Source organism: Streptomyces sp. SID9727, assembly GCF_010550605.1.
Taxonomy (GTDB): Bacteria; Actinomycetota; Actinomycetes; order Streptomycetales; family Streptomycetaceae; genus Streptomyces.
The window spans coordinates 132,147-152,593 of sequence record NZ_JAAGNI010000136.1 but is presented as its reverse complement, the minus strand read 5'-3'; the positions used below and the strand labels follow the sequence as shown (position 1 = coordinate 152,593).

The following is a 20,447-nucleotide window of genomic DNA, read 5'->3' as shown; positions in this document are numbered from 1 at the left end:
TCATGACCGTTCCCGCTTGCGGATCGCCACCCGCTCCGGCCGCGCCGAGCGCCCACGGGTCGCGCGCTCTTCTCCTCGACCTCGACGGGGTCCTGCTCGACACGCGTCCCGTGATGAGGAAGGCGTGGCAGAGGGTCCAGGAGATCCACGGCGTCACGCTCCCCTTCCGTGACTACGAGCGCCACCTGGGTCGCGAGTTCGGGGACATCATGGAGCGCCTGGGCGTGACCGATGCCGAGGCGGTCCGTAGGACGTACGAGGCGGAGTCCGTGTCCACCGCGCACCTCGCGGAGGAGTTCGCCGGCATCGTCGAGACGCTCCACGCCTTCGTGGCCGCCGACTGGCGGCTGGGCGTCGTGACGTCCAAGCACGTCGACCGGGCGGCCCCCCTCCTCGCGCGCCTCGGGTGTCCCTTCGCGACCATCCGCACGCCCGCCGGCGCGGGCCGGACGAAGCCGGCCCCGGACCCGCTCCTCCTGGCGCTGGTCGACCTGGGAGTCGACCCCGCCTCCGCCGTCTACGTGGGTGACATGGCGGTCGACCAGGAGTCGGCCGCACGCGCCGGCGTCCCTTATGTGCACGCTGGGTGGGGCTACGGGCAGCCGACGGCTCCCGCCCCGGAGACGGTCTCGTCCCCCAGGGAACTGCTGAGCCTCCTCCCCGCCAAGCAGCTCGTCGAGGGGAGCACGGTGTGAGCCCCCGCACCACTGGTGGCCTCGGCCTGGTCCGCTCCTCCAACGTCGGGAAGCCGACGTGGACTCTCGTCGGAACCGGCGTTCTGGCGCACGCGCGAACCGACCACATCCATACGACGGACCTTGATGCGACGGCCGTCGACAAGCAGTTACTGCGCTCCGGCGTCGAAGACGTCGTGGAGGCCGTCGACCGCTACAGCGCCAAGTGGGCCGCCACCCCGGGCGGAGCCGACTGGCTCCACGTCCAGCACGTCCCCGTGCGACGCTTCGTCGCCGAGATCGTGCGCAAGCTCCTGGCCCTGAACTCCTGGGAACCGTTCGCCTCCGCCCCGGGGCCCGTGACCCTGGCCCGGTACGAAGGGCTCGTGGGACTGCGTTCGAGCAGCTCGCGTGAGTACCTGGCCTACACCGTGACGTGGTCCGGCGTCGCGTACGTGCTCGGTGCTGCGGCACCGCACAACCCGACCCGCTCCGCCCAGCTCCGGAACCGCACCCGGACGGGTACGGCGAACACGGAGCCGAGTCCGCTCCCCTCGGATCTCGGACGGCGGGACGTTCTGGCGCTGTCGTGGACCTCCCGCCACGCTGCCACGCTGACCCCGGTTCTCGCCGAACTGGCGCGCGGCGGGCAGAGGAGCCTCCTGCTCGATCTCGCCACTGATGCCGCCGAGCGGTGCAGCGCGGGACCGGCAAGGGGTATCGAACTGCGCTCGGCCCCGAGCGACCTCTTCACCGTCTCCGGCACTGCCGAGGGCCTCCACCGTCCCGACGACGAGCACGTCGTCCAGGTGGGAGGCCACGGCATCCAACTTGCCCGGATCGTAAGGCTCTTGTCCGTACTCTTGGAGACGAGTGGGGGCTGCACCCAGCCGTCGTGGCGGACGGTGGTGCGGGCGGAGAGCTGGCTCGACGACATCCTGTCGACCACCAGACCGCACACCGTCCTGCTGAGCAACGACACCAGCCCCCTGGGCGTGCTGGCCGCGCATGCCGCCGAGCGGCACGGAGCGAACTCGGTGCACGTCCAGCACGGGGCGTGGACGGCGGAATCGGTCGCCTGGCCGGCCCTGCACAGCCGCGACATCATCGTCATGGGCGAGCGGGACCTCGCCCTGGGCCGAGGGTGGGCGCGCCACCCCGAGGCCGAGGTGCACGTACTCGGACAGCCCCGCTTCGACGTCCTCGCCGGTCTGAGCCGCCAGGCACAGCGGCGGTACCTGGAGAAGCTGCTCGCTTCGGGGGGCCGACGTGGGCCGACCCGGATCGCGGTGTGGGCATGCCAGCCCTTCAACCCCGGTCACCTCAAGTGCCACGCGGACCTCCTCCTGAACGGGCTTGCCGAGGCGGGCGGCGACTGGGGGCTCGTCATCGCTCCACACCCGGCACAGGGCGCCGACGCCTTCACCGCTCTGGTGAAGCGGGACGGCGGGCCGCCTGTCGCGGTGGCCGATCCCAGGGTCGGAGCCCGAGGCTGCCTCGCTGGTGCTGATGCAGTGGCGAGCGCGTACTCGACGTGCGGGATCGAAGCCGCGCTGCTGGGCATCCCGATCCTCGAAATCGGCCCGCCGGGCGAACGCACCCTGGGCCTGGCCGGTCACGGACTCGCGACCCGGTGCGAGGCCGCCGGGGACATCGCCGAAGCGCTCTCCGGCGTGCGCGGGGGCCCCGCGTCGATCCCGCGGGCATCCCTGGACGCGGTCTGCCGGTGGCGCGGAGACAGTGCCGCTCGGATTGCCCGGCTCATCACCGACCGCGCCACCTCCGGCCCGAGGGCCGACGACTCCACCCACCACCACCCGGGCGCCGCTGCGTCGCCCAAGGACGAAGGAGCATCCGTCCGATGACATCCCTCACGGCCGACAGCATCGCCGAGCTGTTCTCCGGCGCCGTCACGCTGGCCAAGTCCGGCGAGAAGATCAGCCCCCGGGGCATGGCCACCCACGAAGTCCGCGACGTGCACCTGCTGCTCACCCAGCCGCGCGCCCGCCTGCTCTACGCCCCGCCCGCCCGCATCGTGAACCCGGCCTTCGCCGTCGCCGAGACGGTCTGGCACCTCTCCGGATCCGACGCGCCGTGGATCTTCGACTACAACAACCGGCTGCGGCAGTTCGCCGACGAAGGCGTCCTCCTGGGGGCGTACGGCCCCAGGATGCGGAACTGGGCCGGCAAGGTCGACCAGCTCTCCCGCGTCGTCGAAATCCTCCAGGCCGACCCCGACTCCCGGCGAGCCCTGATCCAGCTCTACGACCCGGCCCAGGACGCCGCAGGGCACAAGGACGTGCCCTGCACCCTCGGATTCCGGTTCCACCTGCGCGCCGGCCGCCTGCACATGGCGACCACGATGCGCGGCCAGGACGTATGGATCGGCATGCCGTACGACGTGTTCTTCTACACCGTGCTGCACGAGCTGGTCGCCGGATGGCTCGACGCGGAACTCGGCGAGTTCCACCTGCACATCGGCTCGCTGCACATCTACGACGAGCACATCGAGCAGGCCGACGCGCTCACCTCGCTTCCGGCGAGCGAGATCATGCCCGACCTGCGAACACCCTGGAACGGCTTCGACGGCCTGCTCGACCAGGTCGAGGCCCGTGATGTGACCGGTCACCCCGGCTGGGACGCGATGGCCGAGACTCTGCGCAGCTACCGGCTGTGGAAGGACGGCAAGCGCGAGCAGGCGTGGCGGGCGGCCGACACGATCGACGGGCCCCTCGGCCAGGCCCTCACCGCCTGGTACGGAGAGCTGGAGCGGCGCTCGACCAATCGCGCCGCCACGGCCGGGGCAAGGTGACCGCCGCCATGAAGCGCACCCCCTCCGTGATTCTCGGCCTGTGCTCGTACACCCACGATTCGTCGGCAGCCCTTCTCGTGGACGGTGAACTCGTCGGCTTCGTCGAGGAGGAACGCCTCTCCGAGCAGAAGCACACCAAGCTCTATCCGGCCCTCGCCGTGGGATGGCTCCTCGACCAGGCCAAGCTGAGCGCCGGCGACGTGGACGCCGTCGCCTACAACTTCCAGCCCGTCCGCTACCTCGCCGAATCGCCCGCCGCTCTGCGCATGGCGCTCTCGCCGATGACACACGACCGGAGCCTGGCCCGCGCCCACGGGTTCGCCAAGGTCGCCCTGCGAACCCGGCGTCGGCTGCGCGTCCTTGGCAGCCAGTTCCCCTCGGCCCGCGTCACACCGATCCTGCACCACCGAGCCCACCAGCTCACGGCCTTCGTCGCCTCCGGCTGGGAGGAAGCCGCCGTGCTCGTGGTCGACAGCCTCGGCGAGCGGCAGACCACCACCATCGCCCACGGCCACAGCATCCAGCGCCCCCGCCTCCAGCCCATGGAAGCGATCAACGACCCGGCCTCCCTCGGATACGTGTACGGCGCCGTCACCGAGCACCTGGGCTGGAGGCGTGGCGACGAGGAAGGCACCGTCATGGCGCTGGCCGCTCTCGGCGACTCCGCCCGCTTCCGGAACCTGTTCACTACGGCCGTCCGCACGACGGCCACGGGCTTTCGAATCCACCCCGGCTACTTCCCGACGCGCACCCTCACCTCGGGATACCCGAGGACGTCCCAGCGGTTCATCGCCGAGACCTGCCCTGAGCGGCACCCGAGCGAGCCGCTCACCGACGTCCACCGAGATCTGGCGGCTGCCCTCCAGGAGCGGACCGAACAGGTGATGGTTCACCTTGCCCGCCGTGCCCGTGCGCTCACCGGCTCCCGGCGTCTGTGCGTGGGCGGCGGCGTCGCCACGAACTGCGTCAGCATCGGGAAGATCGTTGAGGCTGGCATCTTCGACGAGGTGTTCGTCCCGCCGGCACCCGGAGACGCCGGAACCGCCATCGGGGCCGCCCTCGCCGTGCACGTCGATGGGCGCAGCCCTCGCCCGGTCGCCGGCATCGCCCGCCACTGTTACCTCGGCCCCTCCTACGAGGACCAGCCCCTCGACCTGACCCCCTGGCCCGGCCTCCACCAGAAGACCCTCGGCATCGAGAGCGCCGAGTTCCTCGCCGACCAGCTCGCCCACGGCATGATCGCCGGACTCTTCCAGGGAGGGGTCGAAGCCGGACCGCGTGCCCTGGGCAACCGCTCGATCCTCGCCTCCCCACTGGAACCCGGCGTCGTCGAGCGGCTGAACGCCACCGTGAAGTTCCGCGAGCCGTTCCGGCCCTTCGCCCCTGTGGTCCCCGCCGAGCGCGCCGCCGAATTCTTCACCCTCGGCCAGCCGGCCCCGTACATGTCCATGGCCTCCGGGGTGACAGACCTGACGCGCGAGCGGGTGCCGGCCATCGTGCACGCCAACGACACCTCCCGCCTGCAGACCGTCACCCCGTCGCAGAACCCGTTCATGCACGCGGTGCTGACCGCCTTCGGCCGTCGGACCGGCATCCCCGTGCTGATCAACACCTCCCTCAACGTCAAGGGCAAGCCGATCTGCGGGACACCCGAGATGGCCCTGGACTGCCTGGCCAACTCCGGTCTCGACGCCCTGCTCCTCGAAGGGCGGTGGATCACCAAATGAAGATCGGATACAGCTTCTGGGGATTCCTCGGCAACGGCATCACCGACACTCCCGACGGAGGCCGCAGCCACCGCCGCCCCTTCATCGACGCCCTTCTTGCCCGCGGTCACGAGATCGTCTTCCTCCAACCCGACCGCGACCGCCTCGAAGCCGGTGACGACCTCGGCGGCGCGTACACCTTCGACGACGGCCTGCCCGGCATCGACGCCCTGTTCCTGGAGTGGCGCTGGGCGATCCCCGGCCGCAACACCACCGTGTGCGGCAGCGAGGGGCACACCTGCGACCTCCATCGGCAGGCCCGGCTCATCAACCACTACACGGCCCGGCACCGGACATCCACCGTCATCTGGGACAAGGACCGCACCCTGCGCGCCGAGAGCGTGTGGCGCCGCACGGCCCACACCCGTGTCTGCGAGGCCGCGCTCACCCCGACCCCCGGCGCGCACTCGCTGCTTTTCCCCGTCGCCGAGGACCTCCTCGCCCAGACCGATCCCCTCACCCTCGCGGCGCGGCCTCGGGATCTCGCGCTCGGCTATGTGGGCAACCAGTACGACCGGGACGAGCCCTTCGACCGCTTCTTCGCCCCGGCCGCCGCCCGCGTCGAGCACTTGGTCGCCGGGAAGTGGACGAAGACCGGCCGCTGGCCGCACGTCCGCTTCGCGGGCCGGATCCCGTTCGAGGATGCCGCCGACGTCTACGGCCGGTCCCTGGCCACGGTGCTCATGCTGCCCGAGCGGTACGCCGCGGTTGGGCAGATGACCCAGCGCATCTTCGAGGCCGTGCTCGCCGGATGCCTGCCGCTGGCCCCGGCGGACATCCGCTTCGCCGACCGGTTCGTCCCGAAGGAGCTGGTCGTGCGCTCAGGCGACGACGTGCTCGAACGCCTCTCCTACCTGCGCGAGATCGCCGGAACCGAGCAGCACGCAGCCCTGATCGCCGCATGTGTGGACCGGCTGCGCCTGTTCGGCCTGTGCAAGCAGGTCAACACCCTGGAGTCCGTCCTGCACGGCCTCCTCCAGGCCACCGCGACCGAGCGGGGAGCTGCCTGATGCAGACCGCTCGATCGACCACGGCGCGCGGATCCTCCGGGCGCGTCCCGGAGGATGGGTCCGCCGGACACCCGAACCTCTCTACGCTGGAGCACCATGAAGAAGGTCGCCATCGTCGGCTGCGGAGGCAGCGGCAAATCCCACGTGGCCCGCGAACTGGGCAGGATCCTCGACGCCCCGGTGACACACCTGGACGCCGCGTTCTACGACGACGAGTGGAACGCGTTGCCCATGGACAAGTTCACCGACGTGCAGCGCGAGCTGGTCGCGCAGCCGCGGTGGGTGATCGACGGCAACTACAACTCGACGCTGCAGGTACGGCTCGAAGCCTGCGACACCGTGGTCCTGATGGACGTGTCGACCGTGGCGGCGCTGTACGGGATCTTCTCCCGGCAGATCCGGCACGGCGCGGGGCACAAGGGCAACGGGGTGCACAACCGCATCCACTGGGGCGTGATCAAGTACGTCGCCACGTACCGGCGCAAGATGCGGCCCCGCGTGATGGCGAAGATCGAGGAGTTCGGCTCCCGCGCCGATGTGGTGCTGCTGGCCAACCGGCGCCAGACGCGCCGCTGGCTACGGAGGGTCGCCGCCGAGCAGTCCTGACCGGCCAGCGCCCCCGGTCAGGGGGTGCGGCATGAACGAGTCCAACCCGTTCCTGGACCCCGTCCGGCAGCCGGAGCTGTACGGACACGCCTCACGGCTGGCCGGGCGGACCAGCGCCCTGATGCGGGCCAAGACCGCCGGACACCCGGTGCCCGAGACCATCGTCAGCCTGGTGCAGACCCATCACGCCCGGCCGGACCGGCTCGGCGCGGTGCTCGACATCGGATGCGGTCGCGGCACGAGCAGCCTCATCCTCGCCGAGCGGCTCCGGCCCGAGCGCGTCGTGGGCCTGGACGCCGCCCCCGCCCTGCTCGCACAGGCGCGCGAGCGCGTCAGGAACCTGCCCGACAGCACGGTGGAGTTCGTCGAAGGCGACTTCCACGACCTTCCTCTGCCCGACAGGTCGAGCGATGTCGTCGTCGCCGCGTTCTGCCTCTACCACTCGCCGCGCCCCCAGGACGTCGTCGGACAGATCGCCAGGGTCCTCGCCCCCGGTGGTGTGGCCGTGCTCGTCACCAAGGGCCTCGACAGCTATCGGGAGATGGACCAGCTGGTCGCCTGCGCCGGTCTCGATCCGCGTGCCGCCCAGCACGAAAGCCTGTACACCGCAGCCCACAGCGACAACCTGGCCGACATCGCCGCCTCCTCGCTCGACGTGATCGCCGTCCTGGACGAGGAGCACGTCTTCACCTTCGACGGCCACGATCACTCGGCGCAGTACCTGGCCACCAACCCCAAGTACGACCTGGCGCCCGGCTTGTACGGCAACCCCGGTGCCCTGGCGGCGACCCTGCACGAGTTCCTTCCCGACGAGCCGCTGACCACCCGGTCCCGGATCACCTTCGTCGTCGCCCAGCCGAACGATGGGCGGATGGCATGACCCTCGCGCCCTTCACCAAGCCCTACACGAAACCGGAGCGTGCGGCGGGGGCGGTGCGCCACTACCAGTGGCTCACCGAGCACGCCAAGCCACTGCGGCAGCCGGCGCTCCTCACCGTCCGAGCGAACAGCCTGACGTTCGAACGGATCGAAGGTCGCTCGGTGCGCCCGGACGACCTCCCGCGCGTCGCGGTACTGCTGGGTCACGCCCACGGTGCTGCCTGGGCCAGCGATCTGCGGTCCGCTTCGCTGCACATCCCGCACCACTTCCGGGACGGGACCAGGTTCGACGACTACCTCGGCCCCCGGAATCGCGCCCTGCGGCGACGCCACGAACAGGGCTACCTGCCGAACAAGGCCGCGTTGCACGCGATGTTCGGCCTGCTGGAAACGACGGCCCAAGGGCCCTGCGCCTTCTACAAGGACAGCAACCCCCGGAACTTCATCGTCACCAGAAGGGACATCATCGCCGTCGACACCGACGACCTGTCCCTGGCCCCGATGGGCTACGACCTCGCCAAGCTCATCGCGACGCTCCACCTGACCTACGGGCCGCTTCCGGACCAAGCCGTCACCAACGCCCTGCTCGCGTACAACGCGGCAGCTCTACGACACGACGCCCGGCTGGGAACGACGGACCGAAACCAGCTCGACAGCTCGCTGGCCCTGCACGCCGTGCTCACCGCCCCGTACATCGGTCGCAACGGCTACCGCTACAGCCTGCCCCTCCGTTTCAGCCACTGAGGAGCCTCATGATCACCACCGAACTCGTCTTCGTCCGGCACGGCCAGGCCCAGTGCAACGCCGACGGCCTCGTCGGAGGCCCGCGCACCTGCACCGGCCTGACCAACCTCGGATATGCCCAGGCCGAACAGGCCGCACGCCGCCTGGCCACCGAGCACCTGAAGAAGCCCTTCGACGTCATCTACACCGGTCCGCGGATCCGTCTCGTCCAGACCGGCGAGATCATCGCCCAGACGCTCCAGATCCCCGTGCACCACGACGACCGACTCGACGGCCCGGTCCACGGCGACGCCGATGGCCGGCCCTGGGACGCGGTGAAGACGGCCGCCGACGGCGGGCCGCACGCCCACCCCGACACACCCTGGGCCAACGGCTCCGACACCTGGAACGGATTCCTGGAGCGCGCCAGCAGGAACCTGAGCCAGCTCATCGCGGAGAACCGGGACAAGCGCGTCGTCTTCGCGGCCCACGGGGAGACGGTGATCACCGCGCACACCCTGCTGCTCGGCATCCCGATCGGCTCGCCCGCCGGATTCACCCACAACCACGCCTCCATCACCCGCTGGCAGCACCACCGCAACCGCCTGGGCCAGAACCGCTGGATGCTCGACCGGCACAACGACACCGAGCACCTCAGTCTCCTCACGCCGGAGCCGACCCCGTGATCGCGACCTCGCGCGACCCCCGAATACAACTGGCGCACCACCTCCTAGGCGCAGTCGACATCGCAGCGGACCCCGCGCTCCCGCCCCGCGTCATACGCCTGGTGGCCGACGGCGGGCGTCAGTTCATCGCGAAGCAGCACGCCGAGCGAGACCGGTACGCCGCAGAACTCCACGCCTACCGGACGTGGGTCACCCATCTGAGCGGCCATGCCCCAGAGTTGGTCGGCCGGGACAATGCCACCCGCACCCTGCTGCTCACCGCGCTCGCAGGCCACCGCGCGGACACCTTCGCTCCGGGCTCACCCGAGGAGGAGGTGGCCCACCACGAGGCCGGGCACGTGCTGGGCAAGCTGCACCGGGCCAAGGCCATGCCCCTGGGCGGTGCCGTCGGCGCTTCGCTCGCCGAGCGGTTCCACGGGTGGATCGGCCGGGCCGTCCACGCCGACCTGCTCGACGCGGCCGAGGAGAACCTGCTGAAGCACCACGCGGTGATCCTGGGCACCAGCCAGATGGACAGCGCGATCTGCCACCTCGACTACCAGCCGCGCAACTGGCTGCTCGGCGACACCTTCGGCATCTTCGACTTCGAGCACATGCGACGCGACGCCCGGGTCCGCGACTTCGCCCGGCTCGAATTCCGACGCTGGCAGGCCGCACCCCACCTGCGCACCGCCTTCTTCGACGGCTACGGACGCTCCCTCAACGACACCGAACGCCGCCTCTTGGAGTCTTTCGGCGCCATCGAGGCGGCCACAGCCCTGGTCAAGGGCCACCAGGAGAACGACACCGCCCTCAGCGCACACGGCAGAACCGTCCTGTCCCGGCTCGCCTGACCAGACCCTTAGACGACACCCCTCTGGAGATCCCCGTGCCACAGCACGAGCAGCCCCTGACCAACGCTTCCCTCCGACGGGCCGTGGTTACCGGCTCCGCCGGATTCATCGGCTCCCACCTCGCCCACGCCCTTGTTCAGGCCGGCACCACCGTGATCGGGGTGGACCGCCGAGACCCGTCCTCCAACCCGACGGCCGCCGCCAACCTCGCCGCGCTGCGGGGCCGTCAGGGATACCACCACGTCACGGCCGACCTCCTCCACTGCGCGATCGAACCGCTCCTGATCGACGCCGACACCGTCTTCCACCTCGCCGGCATCCCCGGGGTACGGCCCTCCTGGGGACCGCAGTTCGGCGACTACCTCGCGTCCAACGTGTTGGCCACCCACCGCGTCCTCGACGCCTCCACCCGGATCGGCGTCCCCCGACTGGTCGTCGCCTCCTCGTCCAGCGTCTACGGACCGACCGACGGCGACGCGAGCCGCGAGACCGACCGCCCCAACCCCGCCTCCCCGTACGCCGTGACCAAGCTGGCCGAGGAGCAGCTCTGCCTCGCCTACGCCGAGCGCCCCGTCGGCCCCGAGGTCGTCGCCCTGCGGTACTTCACTGTCTACGGCCCCCGCCAGCGTGCCGACATGTTCACCCACCGTGCCCTGTACGCCGCCCTGACCGGACAGCCCCTGCGCCTGTACGGAGACGGCCACCAGCGCCGCGACTTCACCTACATCGACGACGTGGTCGCCGCCACGATCGCCGCCGGCACCGTCCCGAACGCGCACGGTGCCATCAACGTCGGCGGCGGCTCGAACGCCTCCCTGCTCGACGTGATCAACATCGCCAACAGTCTCACCGGCCGCGAGATCCAGCTCCACCAGGACCACGTGCGCAACGGGGACGTGATCTTCACGCGTGCCGACCCCGGCCGTGCCGGAGAGGTCCTCGGATGGCAGCCGCGCGTCGACCTCCACAGCGGACTGCGCGCCCATATGCAGGCGCTGGCCGCCCCGGTGCCGGACTACAGCCGTGCCGCATAGGCGACCCCGTCGGATCATGAGAGGAGTGCTCATGGAAACCCCCGAGCGGGCACGGCTGGATGCCTTCTTTCGGAGGATCACCGCGCAGTTCCCCGCCGGGCAGGCGATCACAACTCTGGTCGTCACCCACCTGCTCCCGGAACGCCCCGCGTTCTTGCGCGCCATGGCCGCGGTGTCCACGATCGGCGCCGTCCTCCCCAAGCCTCGGTCGATCCACCAGCTGACCCTCGACACCGTCCGCCGCACCCTGCCGGTCCACGACCTGAGCCGGGAGCGGTTGACCGACGAGACCCACGCCCTGCACTACCTGGAGGACACGGCCAGCGGCCAGGACATCGTCCTGGTCGACATCGGCGGCTACTTCGCGGCCAGCCTCGACACCCTCGTGGAGAAGTTCTCCGGCCGCATCCTCGGCGTCGTCGAGGACACCGAGAACGGGCACCAGCGGTACGCGGCCCTCGGCTCGCTGCCGTGCCCCGTCGTGTCCGTGGCCCGCTCACCGCTCAAGGACTGCGAGGACCACCTCGTCGGCCGGTCCATCGTGTTCTCGACCGACGCCCTCGTCCGCGCCCGCGGGGACATCCTCACGAGTCGCAGCGCCTGCGTCATCGGCTTCGGCAAGATCGGTCGCTCGATCGCCCAGACTCTGCGCGCCCAGGACCTGCGCGTCACCGTGTACGACAACGACGCGGTCAAGCGGGTACAGGCGCACGCCCTTGGTTTCCGCACCAGCGCGTCTACCACCGAGGCCGTCCGCGACGCGGAACTCGTCCTGTGCGCCACCGGCAATCTCGCCCTCCGGCATGAGGATTTCGCAGCCCTGCGCAACGGCGCATACCTCGGATCGGTGACGTCCTCCGAGGACGAGCTCGAACTCGGCAGCCTCGACGACCTCTACGAACGCCACCCCGTCGGACCCCAGTTGACCCGCTACGAGGTCACCGGCCACTACTTCTACGTTCTCGCCGACGGCGGTGCCGTCAACTTCGTGCACGGCGCCGCCGTCGGCACCTACATCCACCTCGTTCAGGCCGAGATACTCGCCGCCACCGGCGCGCTCAGCCACGCGCGATTCCAACCCGGACTGCACGAGATGCCGGCGGCCGACCGCGACGCCATCGCCAAGACCTGGCTCCGCCACTTCGAAAGGTGACCTCGTTGCCCCCCTCCACCGAACACATCCGCGCCGCCACCGAGGCGTACCTCGCCCGCCACTCGGACGAACGCGGCAACCTGACGATGCTCTTCGCAGCCCTCGACGGCACCGACGATCCCACCAGCCGCAAGACCTTCCCCGCCCATGTGACCTGCAGTGCCATCCTCTTCAACGGCGAACGGGAGGTCCTCCACGTCCTGCACAAGGCGACCAGGAAGCTGCTGGCGCCCGGCGGGCACAACGAGCCGTCCGACCAGCAGCTGCGCGACGCCGCCCTGCGCGAACTCCACGAGGAGGCTGGCATCCCGCCCACTGCCGTCGTCCCGCTCGTTGGCTATGAGGACGTTCCCCTCGACATCGACGTGCACGCGATCGACGCGAGCCCGTCCAAGAACGAGCCGGCGCACCACCACGTGGACTTCCGCTGGGCCTTCCACCTCGGCACCGGACACGCGGTGACCCTCCAGGAGGAGGAGGTCGACGGCTACCAGTGGCGGCCGTTCGCGGCCGTCACCTCGTCGACCGTCCGCGCCAAGATCGCCCAGCTCACCTGAAGCCCCGCTCGTACTGACCACCAGGAGGACGCCGTGGCCGCCACCACAGCCAGACCGACCGGCGCCGGACCGCGTCGGTACATCGCCGTCATACCCTGCCGCTGGGGCGCCTCCCGCTTCCCCGGCAAACCACTGGCCCGCCTCGGCGACCGGCCGCTGCTTTGGCACGTCCACCAGCGCTGCCTGGAGGCCAAACGCCTCGACGGAGCCATCGTCGCCACGGACGATGCACGCATAGAAGCGGCGTGCCGCGAACTGGGCATCGACTGCATCCGTACCGGGGAGCACCTCACCGGCACCGACCGCGTCGCGGAGGTCGCCGAGCACCTGCCGGCCGACGGGTACATCAACGTCCAGGGCGACGAGCCGTTCCTCTCGCCGACGGCCATCGACGACATCTCGGAGGCCCTGGAGTACTCCCCGGCGGACACCTTCGCCGTGAATGCCTACACCGAGTTGGACGACGTCGGCGACGTGTTGGACCACAACGTCGTCAAGGTCGTCGTCACGGCGCGCAGTGAGGCACTCATGTTCTCGCGTCAACCCATCCCGTACCCGAGGGGAGACCGGCCGAAGTACCTGCGTCAGCTGGGTCTCTACGGCTTCACAGCCCATGCTCTCCAGCGCTTCCGCCAGCTTCAGCAGGGGCCCTTGGAGCGTGCGGAGGGCGTGGAGATACTGCGCTTCGTCGAACACGGCCATGCCGTGCGGATGATCCCTGTCCGAGACGACGGTGTGGCGGTAGATACCCCAGAGGATCTCGCGCGAGCCGAAAGCATTCTCGGTCGTCGCGGTTGAGTCATTCTCTCGCCCGCAACCGCGCTTACTCGCGGGGCGGTTGAAAAACCCCACTATCAACTACGCAAGCAAGGTGACGGGTTAGCTGTGGAGCGCTGAATATTCGGCGGCGACCTAGCGCAGCGCTCACGGCGGCCCACTCTCCGGAGGAATTTCAAGATCAATATTGGAGCGAAGCAGCTTTTTCGATCTTGAATGGAGATAGTGATCTGCCGCACTCGGGTGACCTTCGCAACATCTCCTTCTCGCGTGATCGCTTAATCCCCCTTGTACGCTTAGGCGCGACAGCGCGTGCGGGTCGCCCGTCGCGCGCATCGACCACGGGCTGCCGCCTGCTAGCGCCTCGCGTACGCGCCTAGGTGTGGGGTTTACAGTGAGCAGAATGGAGAGACTATGCCTTGGCGTAGGGATCCTTCACGTCGCGACCTCGTGAGGGAATGCGAGAAGAAGCTCGCTGATCTCCCTATACCAACCCCTTTCAGCGTTGAGACGCTGGTGGGCAATATGGAAGGGGTTCTAGGGCGTGAGATCCAGTTGGTTCCGCTGGATGACCCCGACGGGGGCCTCGGAACAGCTTGCGGTCTGCGGGTGAAGACCCCCGAAGTGACCATCATTCTTTACCGGCGTCGCTCTAGTCGAAATCGAACGGAACACATCATCCTCCATGAGATCGCGCATGAGTGGATGGATCACGGCACCTCTTTGACGGCTGCCGAGATCGAGCGTTACGTACCTGAACGCATTCGGCAAGAAGTTCTTCGGCGTTACCCGTCGGCCTTGGTTCAGGCGCGCGTTGATTTCGACAGCCACGAAGAGAAGCAGGCGGAGCTTTCGGCCTCACTGATCAAGCGGCTGGCCCGTCGTCAGTCGGCAACCGGGGACGACGTAATCAGCCTGCTGGAGTACTCCCTGGCGCACCCGGTCGCTCCACCGCGACGGCGGCGGTAGTACAGCAATTATCGCAATGGCCACCCAGTAGTCAGTTCGCGCCCTGTAGAGCCCGCATGCGGCGGCAGGTGCGGCATGCACAGATATTGACTGATCCCGTGTTCGACTTCTTCAAATACTTCACTGCGGCAGTCATGACGCTGATATCCATCTGGCGTTTTCCGGCTGTCAGATATGGCGATGCGCACCGCAGGGCACTGTGGGGTGGCTACGCCGGATTCGCGGTCGCTCTGTGCCTGTACACCCCCGCAGCGATGGACGCGGTCGACCGCATTCCTGTTGTCGATCTCAGCGCTCTACTTCGGCACTTCGCCAGCACCGCAGCGATCATGGCGGCGCTGACGTACGTAGCCACCAGCTACGGCAAGACTGCTGAGGCAGTCGTGCCCAGACACGTGGAGTTCTCACGATGGGTCGCCCGAGCCTCCTACAGGGCCGGAGCGGTGGGTGTAATTCTCCTCGCGGTCCTGTTCTTCACCGTGGTGAAACGAGATCAGCAAAGCGAAGACTTCCTCGTTGACCATGCCGGGCAATGGGGCGTCGCTCTCTACATGACCGTGTTCTATTTCTTTCCGCTTGTCACCACTGCCGTGTGTGGCTATCAGTGGACTAGGGCGGCGCGTCGAGCCGAGAGCACGAGTATGCGCATCGGTCTGGGCTTGATGGGTTTCGCGATGTGGATGGGGCTCATCCACACGATAGCCAGAATCTCTATTCTGTGGATCGCCGTAACATTTCCTCTCGGCGAATCGACGGTGAGGTTCCTTGTCGATGCCACTGCAATCTGGATGAACCTTCTCTTCGTTATCGTTGCCGTAGGGGCAAGCATTCCGACAACCCGTGCGGCAGTGGCACGCTGGAAAACGTTCCGCACCCTGTACCGGATCTATCCCATATGGTTCGATCTGGTTGAAGCTTTTCCCGGAACAAGTCTGTACCCGCCTGGACGGCGAGTAACTGAACTCCTACAGTTGCGCGTGCCTATCGACGTCCGTCTGGACCGATGGACGCAAGATATCTCTGACGCCTGCGAGAAGCTGCGTTACTACGTTCCGCGTAATCTCATGTTCGCCGCAGAAGACATGGCCTCCGCGCAACCTGATCCTGAGCCCGTCGCAGAGGCGTACTGGATAAAGGCTGGACTCCTCGCGTCTAACGCCGAATCCGCCGAACCATCCTCGGCTGCCCTTCTGCGAGAAAAACCGTTCGTCGACACTGATAGTGAAGCAGCCTGGTACGAGCGAGTCAGCGCGGCTTATTCACAGATCACCGAAGATCAGGCGCGGGAAGTTCTCGATAACTCCCTGACGCTAGAAACGGATGCTCGGTAGTAGCTCTGGGATGGCACGTAGAGCGGTGACTGGTCGGTGTTCGCGGCGTACGCGACTAGCTACTCATAGATGCGATCTTGAATGGCTTCGTGAGATTCGGCACCACCGAGCCCTAGCCGCCACTGGTACCGTTGGCAGCGCGGACATAAGGTTTTGCTCCGCCCCGTAAGTGCACTTCCTGGCCTGCGATGCGCAGCAGCTTCTGCGAGCGCCGTGTGCGCCGGGTCCACGGCGCTCTCCGGTCTGGACGAGCGTCCGAGATATCAGCGATGGAGTTCCCCGCATGTCCAACCGCCGTACCGGCCTCATTCTTGATTTCGGAGGCGTTCTCACCACCCCCCTGCTGCCCGCCGTGCTGGCGTTTGAGCAGCGCGAAGGGCTCCCCAAAGGTGCCTGCCTCACCGCCCTGTACGCGGACCCGGAGGGCGTCCGGATCACCAGTGATCTGGAGCGCGGTGTCGTGTCCCAGAACGAGTGGAACGAGTTCGCCGGCAGGATGCTGAATGTGCCGGCGGACGGACTGATGGGGAGGATCTTCGGTGACCTCCGTCCTGAGCCGCTGCTGATCAACGCAGCCGCCGCAGCTCGCCGGGCCGGGATCAAGGTCGGCATTCTGAGCAACTCCGTGGGCTTGGCGCCGTGGGATTTGTACGAGGGCTACGAGCTGGAGAAGCTGTACGACGTCGTCGTGATCAGCGAGCACCACATGATGCGCAAGCCCGACGCCGAGCTGTTCGAGATCACGCTCAAGCTCATGGGCCTGCCCGCGGACGAGTGCATCTTCGTCGATGACACCGAGGCGTACGTGCAGGCAGCGGAGCAGCTCGGCCTCGCCGGAGTGCATAATCAGAACCCCGAGCAGACGGTCGCGACCCTGTCCGAGCTTCTGGGTGTCGACCTGACCGCTTAGAGCACCGTCGAGTTTCGCCTGAACGTAGGGACTTCGGCTCCGCCCCCGCAGGGGCGAGCCGAAGTCCCTACGCGTTTCAGGTCTGAGGTCTGTCATGACCTGGTCAGGCTGGGGGGTCGAGGGTCGCCACGAGCCCGAAAGAGCTAGGGGGGAACTGCTGCGCCCGCCTAGACCGGCAGGGTCACTCCTTGTTCGGAACCTCGGACAGCTTGTGTCTTAGTTCTCCTACGAGCCGATTGATGTCGGCCATCGCCTTCATCGACAAGATCTCGCTGCCGCGTGCGGCCAAGCCCAGGACCTGTCCCTGACGGATCGAGCCGATGAAGCGGACAGCCTCCAGGAACTCCTGGACCATGGGACTCAGTTCGGCGTCATCGCCGAACAACCAGTGCGGAACCTGGAAGGCGTCAGCCAGGCCGGCGCGCACTTCATCCGGTGCCGCGGTCGCCGCGCCTTCACGCAACTCCTTGATGTCGTCGGCGGTGATAGCTGCCCCTGGCGCGTGCTGATTCACGAGCCGCGCAATGTCTGCATCGGACATCGCCGTCTCATCGGTGGAGCCGTACTGCAGGAGAAAGTTGATCTTTTCGCCGATGGTGCGCGGTGCGGTCTGTTGATCGTCACTCGGGGGGGTGGGCCGCACGCCGAACGAGCGATCCTGGGCCGCGAGGAGTTTCTCCTCGGTCACCCCGTACGCCGCCGCCAGCGGCCGGATGTAGCTGGCGTTGAGCCTGCGCCGCCCGGACTCGGCATTGGCTACCGGCGCCCGGCTTGCGCCGAGGACCTCTGCGGCTTCTGCCACGCTGAGACCGGCGTCGCACCGCAGGAGCTGCAGGTCGGGAGGCCCCTCGTGAGGGAACAGCTCGTCGAGAGGCTCATCGAGCGCCGTCGCGATCGCAGGCAGCTTCTCGCCCTTGGGAAAGTCCTTGCCCGATTCCCATCGTGCGACGGTGGCGCCGCTGACGCCTACCAGCTCGCCCAGCTCCCTCTGATGCATGTCCCTTCGCCGGCGGGCAGCGCGTACGAGGCTGCCGTCGAACTGACGTGGGGGCACGGGGACTCCTGCTGCGAGGTGGCTATGGGCTTGGTGTCGGGTCAACTGTAAGCCAGGGTTGATGCATTTCTGAAACTGACGTACGTTTCCGTATCGCACCTGTCGATCAGGCCCAACTCTACGGTGCCGACCTCTGGGGGACCCCTGTGCATATTCCATTGCCATGAGCGCTCACGCAACAGGCGTCATACGTGCTTCCGGGCGAGGCCGATCGCTGTGGGCGTCACCTGCGTGGACCCGGCCAGCGCCGGGTGGGCTGACCGCAAATGATCTTCCGGGCAACGGGATGGACTTGCCCGCGGGGTCTGCATATGTTCGTCGTCCCACGCCGGGCAGGGCCCGGAAAGGGGTCGATGACCAGCGGAAAGGAGACGGGACGGATGCTGGCATACGACCCGTGATCTGGCCTGGAAACTGAAACCGGCGCCGGGGAGCTACCAACTCCCAAGCGCCGGGCTGGCACCCCGAGGGCGCCAATTACACATCTCGCGGGCGGCAGGGCTTCTTGCACGAGACCGCCGCTCCGCGCTCCTACGAACAACGGAGTATCGCATGCTCGCCATGCCGAGCGGAACCCCTGCCTGCCCGGACGACGGCCGTCCGCAGCGCCTTGCCGCCCAGCTCGCCGACATGATCCCGGGGGCGGCCACGATCCGGGTCAGCCTCACCGACCCGACGCAAACGTGGCCTCGTCTCCACGCCGTCGCCAAGGACGAGGCCGGGAGGACCCTGGAGCTGGGCCGCCCGACCGCCAGGATCGCGGCACGCTGGATCCTGCGGGTCTGGCCGGAGGTGGACTGGATGCGCCCGCACATCTTCTGCCTTGCCGACGCCACCCTGACCCGCAGCGACCTGGTCGCCGCCGAGCGGGGACGCTGACATGGCCCGGATCCGAACCGTCAAGCCGGAGGCGTTCACCTCCGAGTCGCTCGCCGAAGTGACCGTGGCGGCCGAGCGGACCTTCTTCGGCCTGCTCACCCAGGCCGACGACCATGGTCGCCACCGGGATAACGCCGCGATCATCGCGGGGCTCCTCTGGCCTCTGCGCGCCGAGCACACCTCAGTCCACGTCGAAGACGACCTCCACCAGCTCGCGAATGCCGGACTGATCTGCCGATACAGCGGATGCGACGGCCGCCTCTACCTCCACATCGTGACCTGGTCCGAGCACCAGAAGATCGACAAGCCGAGCCAGTCGCGCCTGCCCTCGTGCCCGCAGCACCAGGCTGCCGACCGGTGCGCACCCTGCAAGGGCTCCTGCACCCGGAGGGCGGAGGGCTCGCCCACGGCTCCCCGAGGACTCGCCGAGACCTCGGGGAGGGCACCCCGAGCCCTCAATCTGCCTGCCTCACCCGCCCCGACGGTTCCGGAACAGGCAGACGGGCCAGCCGTAGACCGACAGGAGGCCGCCGACGGAGACGTCAGCGCACCTGGACGCACTGGAGTTAAAAGTGCAGGTCAGAGGGTTTTCCCCGACGGCTCCTCGACCCTTCCCCGAAGCCTCCCCGAAGGCTCGGCGCCTGGATCTAGGATCTTGGATCCTGGATCTCTTGTCCCTACGGGGCGCACAGCGCCCGCAGCCGGCATCTCCGCCAAGGATCTCGTCGGCGAGTACGTGGCCGGGTGCGACCAGCGCCCCCCGAGCGACGTGATCGGGCACCTCGGACGGATCATCAAGAAGCTCCTGGACGAGGGCATCGCTCCGGTGCACATCCGGGCCGGGCTGGCGAATTTCACCGCCAACCCCAAGCACCCGAGCGTCCTGACCAGCATGGTCAACGAGGCGATGAACGCTCGCCCCGGCGGTTTGGCGCGGCCGGGAATCCGGCCTAACGTGCCCGCCCACCAGGCGTGGACCAACCCGGCCAACGCTTCCGCCGCCTACGCCGAGGAGCTGTGATGCACACCCGTCACCGCGAACCGCAGCTCCTCGGCAACGAAGGCACCCTGGAGCGCATGGCCCGGATCCTGGCCGCCCGCAACATCGACCCGGCCGACGCCGCCGCGCTCCCCGACGACCCCGAGCCGTTCTCCCCGCTCGACGCCCTCCTGGCCGGGATGCCCCCGCGCTACCAGGCGGCCGTCGCCGACCACCCGAGGGTCCTGGACTGGGTCGCGGAGGTCACCGAGGCGGCCGTCGCCCCCAGCCGAGGAGCCCGACGACAGGTCACCACCGGCCCTAGCTTGCTGATGGCCGGGGTCGTCGGCGCGGGCAAGACGCACCAGGCGTACGGCGCGGTCCGAGCGCTGGTGCAGAGCGGGGTCGGCGCGCGCTGGCGGGCGACCACCGCCGCCGACCTCTACGCCAATCTCCGCCCCCGGCCCGGGGTCGACAGCGAGCGGGAGCTGGCGGCCGTCAGCCGGTGCCCGCTGCTGATCATCGACGACCTCGGCGCGGCCAAGGCGAGCGAGTGGGTCGAAGAGATCACGTACCGGCTGATCAACCGACGGTACAACTACGAACTCCCCACGCTGATCACGACCAACCTGGCGATCAAGGACCTGCGTTCCTACCTCGGGGACCGAGTCGCCAGCAGGCTCGCGCAGATGACCACCCGAGTCGAGTTCGAGGCCGTCGACCGCAGACGCCACAGCGCCGCCGCCTGACCCTCCACAGGCCACCCCGCCGGACCGCGCCCTCGCACCGCCGTCCCCCCGGGCACCTACCGCTAG

General features: G+C 68.5%; 21 protein-coding genes. 20 read left to right on the top strand and 1 reads right to left on the bottom strand.

Going from position 1 to position 20,447, the window contains the following annotated elements; genetic code table 11:
• Positions 1–2 precede the first annotated feature (2 nt).
• The 17 genes from G3I41_RS08885 to G3I41_RS08805 all read left to right on the top strand — a co-directional run bounded on the left by G3I41_RS08885 (position 3) and on the right by G3I41_RS08805 (position 16,720).
• Complete coding sequence (locus tag G3I41_RS08885) at positions 3–695, top strand: HAD family hydrolase (protein ID WP_239081533.1); 693 nt, start codon at positions 3–5, stop codon at positions 693–695.
• Positions 692–2,539 (top strand): hypothetical protein, encoded by a 1,848-nt coding sequence (locus tag G3I41_RS08880; protein ID WP_027737771.1) that lies wholly within the window; start codon positions 692–694, stop codon positions 2,537–2,539. The genes G3I41_RS08885 and G3I41_RS08880 overlap by 4 nt, the downstream gene beginning before the upstream one ends.
• Complete coding sequence (locus G3I41_RS08875; RefSeq protein WP_027737772.1) at positions 2,536–3,486, top strand: thymidylate synthase; 951 nt, start codon at positions 2,536–2,538, stop codon at positions 3,484–3,486. The genes G3I41_RS08880 and G3I41_RS08875 overlap by 4 nt, the downstream gene beginning before the upstream one ends.
• A gap of 8 nt (positions 3,487–3,494) precedes the next feature.
• A complete protein-coding gene (locus G3I41_RS08870; RefSeq protein ID WP_037794238.1) occupies positions 3,495–5,213 on the top strand; it encodes a carbamoyltransferase C-terminal domain-containing protein in 1,719 nt (572 codons plus the stop codon).
• Positions 5,210–6,262 carry a hypothetical protein gene (locus G3I41_RS08865; protein WP_027737774.1) on the top strand — a complete coding sequence of 351 codons (1,053 nt, stop codon included), beginning with the start codon at positions 5,210–5,212 and terminating at the stop codon, positions 6,260–6,262. Before G3I41_RS08870 ends, G3I41_RS08865 begins: the two co-directional genes overlap by 4 nt.
• Positions 6,263–6,358: 96 nt before the next feature.
• Entirely contained in the window at positions 6,359–6,868 is a 510-nt protein-coding gene (locus G3I41_RS08860) for a topology modulation protein (RefSeq protein ID WP_027737775.1), read from the top strand.
• Between the two features lie 31 nt (positions 6,869–6,899).
• Complete coding sequence (locus G3I41_RS08855) at positions 6,900–7,748, top strand: class I SAM-dependent methyltransferase (RefSeq protein WP_027737776.1); 849 nt, start codon at positions 6,900–6,902, stop codon at positions 7,746–7,748.
• Complete coding sequence (locus G3I41_RS08850; protein WP_027737777.1) at positions 7,745–8,491, top strand: phosphotransferase; 747 nt, start codon at positions 7,745–7,747, stop codon at positions 8,489–8,491. Before G3I41_RS08855 ends, G3I41_RS08850 begins: the two co-directional genes overlap by 4 nt.
• Before the next feature lie 8 nt (positions 8,492–8,499).
• The gene (locus tag G3I41_RS08845; protein ID WP_027737778.1) at positions 8,500–9,156 is read left to right on the top strand and encodes a histidine phosphatase family protein; all 657 of its coding nucleotides are present in this window, start codon (positions 8,500–8,502) and stop codon (positions 9,154–9,156) included.
• 101 nt (positions 9,157–9,257) lie between these two features.
• Positions 9,258–9,989 (top strand): aminoglycoside phosphotransferase family protein, encoded by a 732-nt coding sequence (locus G3I41_RS08840; protein WP_343242090.1) that lies wholly within the window; start codon positions 9,258–9,260, stop codon positions 9,987–9,989.
• Between the two features lie 35 nt (positions 9,990–10,024).
• Positions 10,025–11,023 (top strand): NAD-dependent epimerase/dehydratase family protein, encoded by a 999-nt coding sequence (locus G3I41_RS08835; RefSeq protein ID WP_315904594.1) that lies wholly within the window; start codon positions 10,025–10,027, stop codon positions 11,021–11,023.
• Between the two features lie 31 nt (positions 11,024–11,054).
• Positions 11,055–12,176: an NAD(P)-dependent oxidoreductase gene (locus tag G3I41_RS08830; protein WP_027737781.1), complete on the top strand. Its 1,122-nt coding sequence runs from the start codon at positions 11,055–11,057 to the stop codon at positions 12,174–12,176.
• Entirely contained in the window at positions 12,173–12,733 is a 561-nt protein-coding gene (locus G3I41_RS08825) for an NUDIX domain-containing protein (RefSeq protein ID WP_027737782.1), read from the top strand. Before G3I41_RS08830 ends, G3I41_RS08825 begins: the two co-directional genes overlap by 4 nt.
• A 33-nt stretch (positions 12,734–12,766) precedes the next feature.
• Positions 12,767–13,531 carry a 3-deoxy-manno-octulosonate cytidylyltransferase gene (locus tag G3I41_RS08820; protein ID WP_027737783.1) on the top strand — a complete coding sequence of 255 codons (765 nt, stop codon included), beginning with the start codon at positions 12,767–12,769 and terminating at the stop codon, positions 13,529–13,531.
• A 588-nt stretch (positions 13,532–14,119) separates the two neighbouring features.
• Positions 14,120–14,479, top strand: a complete 360-nt coding sequence (locus G3I41_RS36720) for a toxin (RefSeq protein ID WP_239081532.1) — start codon at positions 14,120–14,122, stop codon at positions 14,477–14,479.
• 98 nt (positions 14,480–14,577) lie between these two features.
• A complete protein-coding gene (locus G3I41_RS08810) occupies positions 14,578–15,810 on the top strand; it encodes an MAB_1171c family putative transporter (RefSeq protein WP_027737784.1) in 1,233 nt (410 codons plus the stop codon).
• Positions 15,811–16,093: 283 nt separating this feature from the next.
• Positions 16,094–16,720, top strand: a complete 627-nt coding sequence (locus G3I41_RS08805) for an HAD-IA family hydrolase (RefSeq protein WP_027737785.1) — start codon at positions 16,094–16,096, stop codon at positions 16,718–16,720.
• Positions 16,721–16,901: 181 nt separating this feature from the next.
• Here the strand turns inward: G3I41_RS08805 and G3I41_RS08800 are convergent, their stop codons facing one another.
• Complete coding sequence (locus G3I41_RS08800; RefSeq protein ID WP_027737786.1) at positions 16,902–17,774, bottom strand: helix-turn-helix transcriptional regulator; 873 nt, start codon at positions 17,772–17,774, stop codon at positions 16,902–16,904.
• Positions 17,775–18,326: 552 nt separating this feature from the next.
• On the opposite strand from G3I41_RS08800, the gene G3I41_RS08795 reads away from it, so the two are divergent.
• From G3I41_RS08795 to G3I41_RS08785, 3 genes are read left to right on the top strand one after another with little or no spacing between them, the layout of a single operon-like run.
• Positions 18,327–18,653, top strand: a complete 327-nt coding sequence (locus G3I41_RS08795) for a hypothetical protein (protein ID WP_027737787.1) — start codon at positions 18,327–18,329, stop codon at positions 18,651–18,653.
• A 1-nt stretch (position 18,654) separates the two neighbouring features.
• On the top strand, positions 18,655–19,674 hold the full coding sequence (locus tag G3I41_RS08790; protein WP_037794244.1) for a hypothetical protein: 1,020 nt from the start codon (positions 18,655–18,657) through the stop codon (positions 19,672–19,674).
• Positions 19,674–20,381 (top strand): ATP-binding protein, encoded by a 708-nt coding sequence (locus G3I41_RS08785; protein WP_027737789.1) that lies wholly within the window; start codon positions 19,674–19,676, stop codon positions 20,379–20,381. Before G3I41_RS08790 ends, G3I41_RS08785 begins: the two co-directional genes overlap by 1 nt.
• Positions 20,382–20,447: the final 66 nt, after the last annotated feature.